Genomic DNA, 7,034 nt, shown 5'->3' on the forward strand with positions numbered 1-7,034 from the left:
AACTCATGTCGATGACCAGGAATTAGCTTATCAGTTCGCTTGATCCACGCTTCAACCTCAATTTTATTAAAAACATCGTTTACCAAATTTGATCCTTTTTATAAAATTTCCTAGCAAATTCAATCTCGGTCAGTATCGTTTGATACTGAATTTTATGAATTTACAAATTTAAACTCGCTATTGCTTTTAAATTCAAGCAACAAGTAAATTTAAATTTGCAAATTTAATATTTGGATCTGTTTGATCTGAATTAGTCCTCGGTTAAATCTAAATAGCATAGCAGTCTTTTTTATACCACAGCTTGTTAATTGTTTAATCCCCTATACCCACACCCAAGCTAGCCCTGAATATGTTTTTAGCGCCTCAAACTTTCTCATTTTTTTATCCTTTATCAAAAAATTGTTATTTACTTAAATTTTTATTTATATCTATATTAAAGACTGTAAAAATATAATCTCTTACCTTATCGTAATTTTCTTCATTGAAAGAAAATATATGTATAGAATAAAGTCTTTCGTTATTTCGCCTATAATCAGACCAATGTATGTCTTCTGCGTATTCAAGATTTATTTGAAATTTTGGAAATATTTTCCAAAAATTTTTAAAACTTTTATTTTCATATCTATAAATTACCAAAAAAACTATAATTTCTAAAAATTCCGCAAACAATAATATAAATATTAAAAGTAATACACCTATTAAAGATATGCCAAAAGTTCCTTTAATAAAGCTAATTATGAAAAAACTAACCAAAAATACCTTACCAAAAATAGTTGAAAATATCATATCTAAAAACCAATTTGCTTTAAAAGTTGTGTCTTTGTTAAATATTATATCTTCACTGCTAATTTCTTTAAAATTTTGATCATAATATGCAACTTTTGAATTATAAAAATAGGTATATTTTTTCTTTAAATTTATAATATTAAAACAATCAAATATCAAAAATACAACTATTGCAAAGCCAAATTTTATTATCGTTCGTTTTGTGTCATCAAAATCTAAAATACCGCTTTCAAAATCGTCTAAGCAACTAATGCAAAACCCAGAAGCAGTAATCCAAAATATTAAAATAATCAAATAGTGTAAAATTAAAGGAAAACCAGAATAATCACGCAAAACTAGCGGTTCTTTGTCGTAGTCCCTAGTCCTTTCTTTTCTTGGCACAGAGCTGGCTTCAAATTTATCCAAATCAAGCTCTCTATAAACGGAATTTCGATGCATTCTATACGAAAGGAGATTAAAATTTTATAAAACGACAAGTGAAATTTCGGTTTTGCCGCTGCGACAAGCTGCAGGTTGATCTGCGATTTTCAAACGCAAAAAAAGCGCTTAAAAGCCTCGTGAGCCGAAGTGGAATTTAGACGCAACGGCGGCGTTCTGCTTTGCAATTTGAGTTAAAATTTGATATGATTGTGCGAAATTTATATTGAACGGCTTTTCAAAATGAATAAATTTATAACCCAAAAAATAGGCGCACTCGCGGGTTTTAGCGATGAAATTTTAAAAATTTTAGCATCGTTTGACGCGGATGTTTCGGACGCCAGGCTCGCTTTGCAAATTTCAAAAAATGCTCCCCTCACAGATAAAATTTTAGATTTAGCCTTTTGCGGTTTGTCTAAATTTAGCGCCGAAGGGCTTGCGGGGCAAAATTTCGCTACTGCAGATGAGCGGTGCGATCTACAAGGCGCGGAGCCTATAAAGTATGGCTTGCAAGACGCCGCAGACGAGTGGCGGCAAAACGAGTGTATCTCGAGCGAGCAAAAAGGTGCAGACTTAGCAGGGCGGGGCGATAGTCTCAAATTTAATCACTCAAATGACGCAAGCGGCGCGAACTACAGCGACGAGAATTTTAAATTTAACCCCTCGCAGGCCGCGAGCGATACACAGCGGCAAAATCAGCACGCCGCTGCGAGAGCTGATTGCACGCTAGGTTCGGGTGTTTCTGCGCAAGCCGAACGAGTGCATGGGCGAGAGCCGATACAAGCGCAGCAGCAAAAACAGGAGCAAGAATGTGGGAGAGCGCAGGAGCAGGGACAAGAGCAGGGCGCCGCGGCACTAAAAACGCTAAATTTACAGCGAGCGTTTGAGCTTTACGGGCGCGAGCAGATGCGGGCGTTTTTTCTATTCGCGGTATTTGACGAGATGCTAAAGCCGAGCCTGCAGGCGTATCGCATCGATCGCGAAAAGCTCACGCAGGTCTCGCTGCTGCGAAATCTGCTTATGTTTTCGTGGATCAAATCCTACCCGCAGATTGAGCAAAGTATCCTCTCAAGCGTGATTTTAGTGGAGTTCGGGCGGGTTTTTATCGACGAGCAGGTGTGCGCGGCGGGCAAGACGGAGGAATTTTACCATGCCATCAAAGGCTCGATCTTTCCGCAGGATTTTACCGACGTGGAGATGAAATTTAGCGGCACGAACCGCGAGAGCGTCTCGCACGCGCTATTTGCGCATTTCGGGCTAGAGCAGATCGCGCAGGACGCGCTGTATTCAAACGCCCCCGACGACGCGCCTTTTGAGAACAAATCCCGCTACGCGATGCTAAAAATCGCCAAAACCGCGGTCAATATCTACCATCACTTCGACGAGCTTAGCATCGACAACGCTTTAAATTTACTAGTCGAGTTCGGCTTCGAGCAGGAGGCGTTTTTAGAGGCGAAAGGCGAAATTTCGATATGAAAGAGTTCCTGCGCGCCTTTAACTTGGGCGTATTTGAAAAGGATCTTAGCGGCGAGCAAAAGGAGCTCGTGCGCAACCTCCTAAATATCGGCGCTATCAGCGCGCACAAGGGCAAGCTCTACCTAAACGACGGCTATGTTTTCGGCAGGCTCGACATCGCGCGTGACGGCACGGGCTATCTGCAAAGCTTTGACGACCGCTTCAAAGCAGATCTTATCATCGAAAACAGATATCTAAGCGGCGTGCATCTGGGCGATCTGATCCTAGCAAAAATTTTAAGCTCAAGAAAGTCCCGCCTGCACGCAAAGGTGCTGATGTGCGTCAAGCCCGCATTTTTAACGAGCGTGGTTTATACCAAAAGCTTCGGGCGCGAAATTTTAGGCGTGAACGTCAAAACCGGCCTCGCAAATCCGCTCAAAGCCACGCAAAAATCGCTAAAGCAGCTGCCCGCAAACACCCTTTTAAAGATTGATAATCTAACGAACGAGATTACCGAGGTGATCGGAAACTTATCCGATCCCTTCGTCGATGAGAAAATTTCTTTAGCGATCTACGATAAGAACGACGAATTTAACGAAGCGTGCAAGCAGCAAGCCGCGAGCTTCGGCAGAGAAGTGGACGAGGCGCTGTATCCGCAGCGCGTGGATTTACAGCATCTGCCCTTTTGCACCATCGATCCCATCGACGCCAAGGACTTCGACGACGCGATCTATTTTGACGTAAAAGAGCGCACGCTTTACGTCGCGATCGCCGATGTGAGCGAATACGTGAGCGAATACTCGCCGATCGATAAGGAGGCAAAATTTCGCGGCTTTTCGATCTACTTCCCGCACCGATCCGTGCCGATGCTACCGCGCGAGCTTAGCGAAAACATCTGCTCGCTGATGCCTGATCTGCCGAGGCTAGCCTTTGTTTTTAAAATCTCTTTGGATGAAAATTTGAACCCGCAAAAAGAGGAGCTTTTCGAAGCGATTATAAGATCAAAGCGCCGCTACGATTACGACGAGGTCGATGAAATTTTACGCACCCGCAAGGCGTGCGAGCCTGAAATTTTAAGCTGGCTCTTGCCGCTTAATGAAATTTGCGAGTGCCTGCGCCGCGCGAGGCTGAAGCGCGGATTTGATTTCCGCACCAAGGAACTTCGCATCACGCTTGATGAGCACGGCCTAATAAGCTCCACTCGCTTTGAGACCGACACCCCGTCGCACAAACTCATCGAGGATTGTATGCTGCTAGCCAACAAAGCCGCTGCGGCGCGCATCGAGCGGGGCGTTTTTAGAAATCACGGCTCGGCGGAGCTTAAAAAAATTTACGCGCTGATTGACGATCTAGCGCTGTTTGGCATCGACGCGCCGTATCAGAGCAACCTTGCTAAGATGATCGGCGAAATCCAAGCGCAAGCCGATGCCATGGGGATCCGCGAGGAGGTCGATAAGCTCATCATCAAGGCTCAAAAGCGCGCCGAGTACGGATCCGAATCGCGCGGGCATTTCGGGCTCGGATTTGATAACTACACGCACTTCACGAGCCCGATCAGACGCTATTCCGATCTCATTTTGCACCGCTTGCTAAAGGCGCAGATGAGGGGAGATGAAAAATTTTATAATTACCTGCTTTTAAACATTGACGCGACGTGCGCGCGGTTAAACGAGCTAGAGCGCGAGGCGGATAAGGTCGCGTTTGATTTTATGGACCGAAAATTTGCGCGCTGGGCTGCGGAACGCTTAGGCAAAAAATTCCGCTGTTATATCGACGAAAACGGAAATTCCGTCACCGCAAAGCTAGACGACAAGCTAAAGGGGGCTAAAATTTTAGTTTCAAATTTCGCCGGCGACATTTTAACGCCCGTGCTAGTCGAGCTTACGGACGCAAACATCGCTAGCGGAGTGATCTTAGGCAGGGTGGTAAAGAAAATCTGATGTATAGGAGAGAATTTGACGGGCTTATCGCAAGCGGTAGAGTGCCGAATTTCGTGCTTTTGCGCGGCGGAGACGATTTTTCAAACGAGCTTTACGCGCAGCGATTGAAGCAAATTTACGCCGCGGAAAATTTTTTGAGTTTGTATTTTTTGGAGTATGATTTTGAGCAGGCGCGAAGCTTCTTGGAGCCCTCGCTTTTCGGCGGCAGCAACACGCTTCACATCAAAACCGCCTCGCTCATCAAAAAAGGGGAGCTGCGAAGGCTCATCGCGCTGTGCAAGGCGGACGCGAATAACCATCTGATCTACGAGCTAAACGATAGCGAAATTTCTGTAAGCGCGGATTTTATCAAGGAATTTGAACGAAACGAAGTGAGGTTTTTCAGACCCTCGGGCATAAACGAAGCCATAGCGCTGCTTGCGCAAAAATGCGAGATGTGCGGGCTTTTTGCAAACACCGCCGCACTTAGCAGGATCTACGCCATCCACAACGAGAGCCTGAGCCTAAGCGCGAGCGAGATAGAAAAATTTGCAAGTCTGGGGCTTGAGCTTAGCCTGCAAAACGTAAATTTGATGGTTTATGGTCTTAGCGAGGTGAGCTACGACGAGCTTTTTGATAAAATTTTCAGCCTTTGCGACTTTCGCGTAGATTTTTACAAAATGGCTCTGGGCGGCGGATACAACGAGATGGAGCTGATAAATTATTTCTACCGCCTGATTTATAGAATTTTTCGCCTGCATGCTTACGTGAAAATAAACGGCAGATTTGATTTTAAGGCGGTTTTAGGCTATCAGCCGCCACCTTCCGTGGCCGCACAGATGCAGCGCTACGCCACTAGCTTTTCTACGCGGACGTTTTATAAAATTTTCGCTCACTTAAACGATTTGGAATTTGAACTCAAAAGCGAGAAGAACGCGGCGAAGGACGAGCTTTTGCTCGCGTCGTTTTTGAGGTTGCAGCACATGCTGTTAAGTTCGCTCGGGCAAAAAGCAAATATTAAGTGAAATTTTAGTAATATCTCTTCGCATTTTTTGCAAAATCCTTGCCCGCAGACACCGTTTGCGAGCTAAAATCCATAAGGAGAATTTATGAGAAACTACGAGGTTTTATTCATCGTTAAGCCCACGCTTACCGACGATGAAGTTAAAACAAAAGTCGATTTCGTCAAAGAAATCATAACCAAAAACGGCGGAGAAATCGCTTCTGTGATCGAAATGGGCGCTAGAAAGCTAGCCTATAAGATCGATAAATATGAGCGCGGAGTTTATTTCGTAATCTATTTTAAAGCCGAGCCGAACTTGATCTCCGAGCTTGTTAGAAATCTGCGCATCAACGAAGATATCATTAGATTTTTGACCGTCAAATATGAGACTAAGCGCGAAATTTCCGCTTGGGATAAGCTAAGCAAAGGCATCAAACTAAGCCCTGCGAAAAAAGAGCGCGAGCCAAAAGCGCCGGTAGAGCCAAAAGAGCCTGAAGAAGCAGCCAAAGAGGGCGAATAAAGGATAAAACATGTTCAATAAAGTAGTTTTGGTAGGTAATTTGACCCGAGATATCGAGCTTAGATATCTGCAAACGGGCACCGCCGTAGGTAAAACCGGCATTGCCGTCACACGCAGATATAATAGTTCAAACGGCGAGAAACGCGAAGAAACGTGCTTTATAGACATAGATTTTTTCGGTCGTACGGCCGAGATCGCAAATCAATACTTGCGAAAAGGCAGTAAAATTTTGATCGAAGGCCGCTTAAAGCTAGATCAGTGGCAAGATCAAAACGGACAGAACCGAAGCAAGCACTCCATCAGCGTAGATACGATGGAGATGCTAGGAAGCAATCAAGGTGGAAGCGGCGGCTATAATCAAGGCGGCAATTACGAGGGTGGCAATTATGGTGGAAGCTCCGGCGGCTATGGCGGAGGAAATTCTAACTATAGCGGCGGCGGTAATTACGGCGGCGGAAATAGCTATGCTAACAGACAAAACTCAAATTCTAGAGGTGCAAAAAACGATTACAACGCGCCTAAACAAAAAGAGCAGAGTTACGAAAGCACGATTCCGGAAGTCGACGTTGATGCCGATAAATACGATGACGGCAACGACACGATCCCATTTTAATTAAGGAAAAATCATGGCAGATAAGAGAAAATATACTAGAAAGTATTGCAAATTTACGGAAGCAAAGATCGAATTTATCGATTATAAGGACACGGCGCTGCTAAAGCACTGCCTAAGCGAGCGCTTTAAGATCATGCCGCGCCGCTTAACCGGCACCAGCAAAAAATATCAAGAAATGGTAGAAAAGGCTATCAAGCGCGCGCGCCAAGCAGCCCTTATACCTTACATCGTTGATCGCAAAGACGTGGTCGTAAATCCATTCGAAAATCTTTAAATTTTAGCGGCGTAGAGCCGCTAAAATTCTCTCATTTTAAATTCTAA

General features: G+C 44.4%; 7 protein-coding genes. 6 read left to right on the forward strand and 1 reads right to left on the reverse strand.

Annotation, left to right across the window (positions count from 1 at the left end; genetic code table 11):
* Window positions 1–402 precede the first annotated feature (402 nt).
* Window positions 403–1,191, reverse strand: a complete 789-nt coding sequence (locus tag Q0095_RS00315; RefSeq protein WP_297880298.1) for a hypothetical protein — start codon at window positions 1,189–1,191, stop codon at window positions 403–405.
* 255 nt (window positions 1,192–1,446) lie between these two features.
* On the opposite strand from Q0095_RS00315, the gene Q0095_RS00320 reads away from it, so the two are divergent.
* The 6 genes from Q0095_RS00320 to rpsR all read left to right on the forward strand — a co-directional run bounded on the left by Q0095_RS00320 (window position 1,447) and on the right by rpsR (window position 6,987).
* Window positions 1,447–2,679 (forward strand): hypothetical protein, encoded by a 1,233-nt coding sequence (locus Q0095_RS00320; protein ID WP_297880300.1) that lies wholly within the window; start codon window positions 1,447–1,449, stop codon window positions 2,677–2,679.
* The gene (locus Q0095_RS00325; RefSeq protein WP_297880302.1) at window positions 2,676–4,598 is read left to right on the forward strand and encodes a ribonuclease R family protein; all 1,923 of its coding nucleotides are present in this window, start codon (window positions 2,676–2,678) and stop codon (window positions 4,596–4,598) included. Before Q0095_RS00320 ends, Q0095_RS00325 begins: the two co-directional genes overlap by 4 nt.
* Window positions 4,598–5,602 carry a DNA polymerase III subunit delta gene (locus Q0095_RS00330; protein WP_297880304.1) on the forward strand — a complete coding sequence of 335 codons (1,005 nt, stop codon included), beginning with the start codon at window positions 4,598–4,600 and terminating at the stop codon, window positions 5,600–5,602. The genes Q0095_RS00325 and Q0095_RS00330 overlap by 1 nt, the downstream gene beginning before the upstream one ends.
* A gap of 84 nt (window positions 5,603–5,686) precedes the next feature.
* Complete coding sequence (gene rpsF / locus Q0095_RS00335; protein WP_297880306.1) at window positions 5,687–6,100, forward strand: 30S ribosomal protein S6; 414 nt, start codon at window positions 5,687–5,689, stop codon at window positions 6,098–6,100.
* Between the two features lie 10 nt (window positions 6,101–6,110).
* Window positions 6,111–6,713, forward strand: a complete 603-nt coding sequence (locus Q0095_RS00340; protein WP_297880308.1) for a single-stranded DNA-binding protein — start codon at window positions 6,111–6,113, stop codon at window positions 6,711–6,713.
* Window positions 6,714–6,726: 13 nt separating this feature from the next.
* Window positions 6,727–6,987 (forward strand): 30S ribosomal protein S18, encoded by a 261-nt coding sequence (rpsR, locus tag Q0095_RS00345; RefSeq protein WP_295151385.1) that lies wholly within the window; start codon window positions 6,727–6,729, stop codon window positions 6,985–6,987.
* Window positions 6,988–7,034 lie beyond the last annotated feature (47 nt).

Origin of the sequence: uncultured Campylobacter sp., assembly GCF_938045535.1 — a bacterium.
Lineage (GTDB): Bacteria > Campylobacterota > Campylobacteria > Campylobacterales > Campylobacteraceae > Campylobacter_B.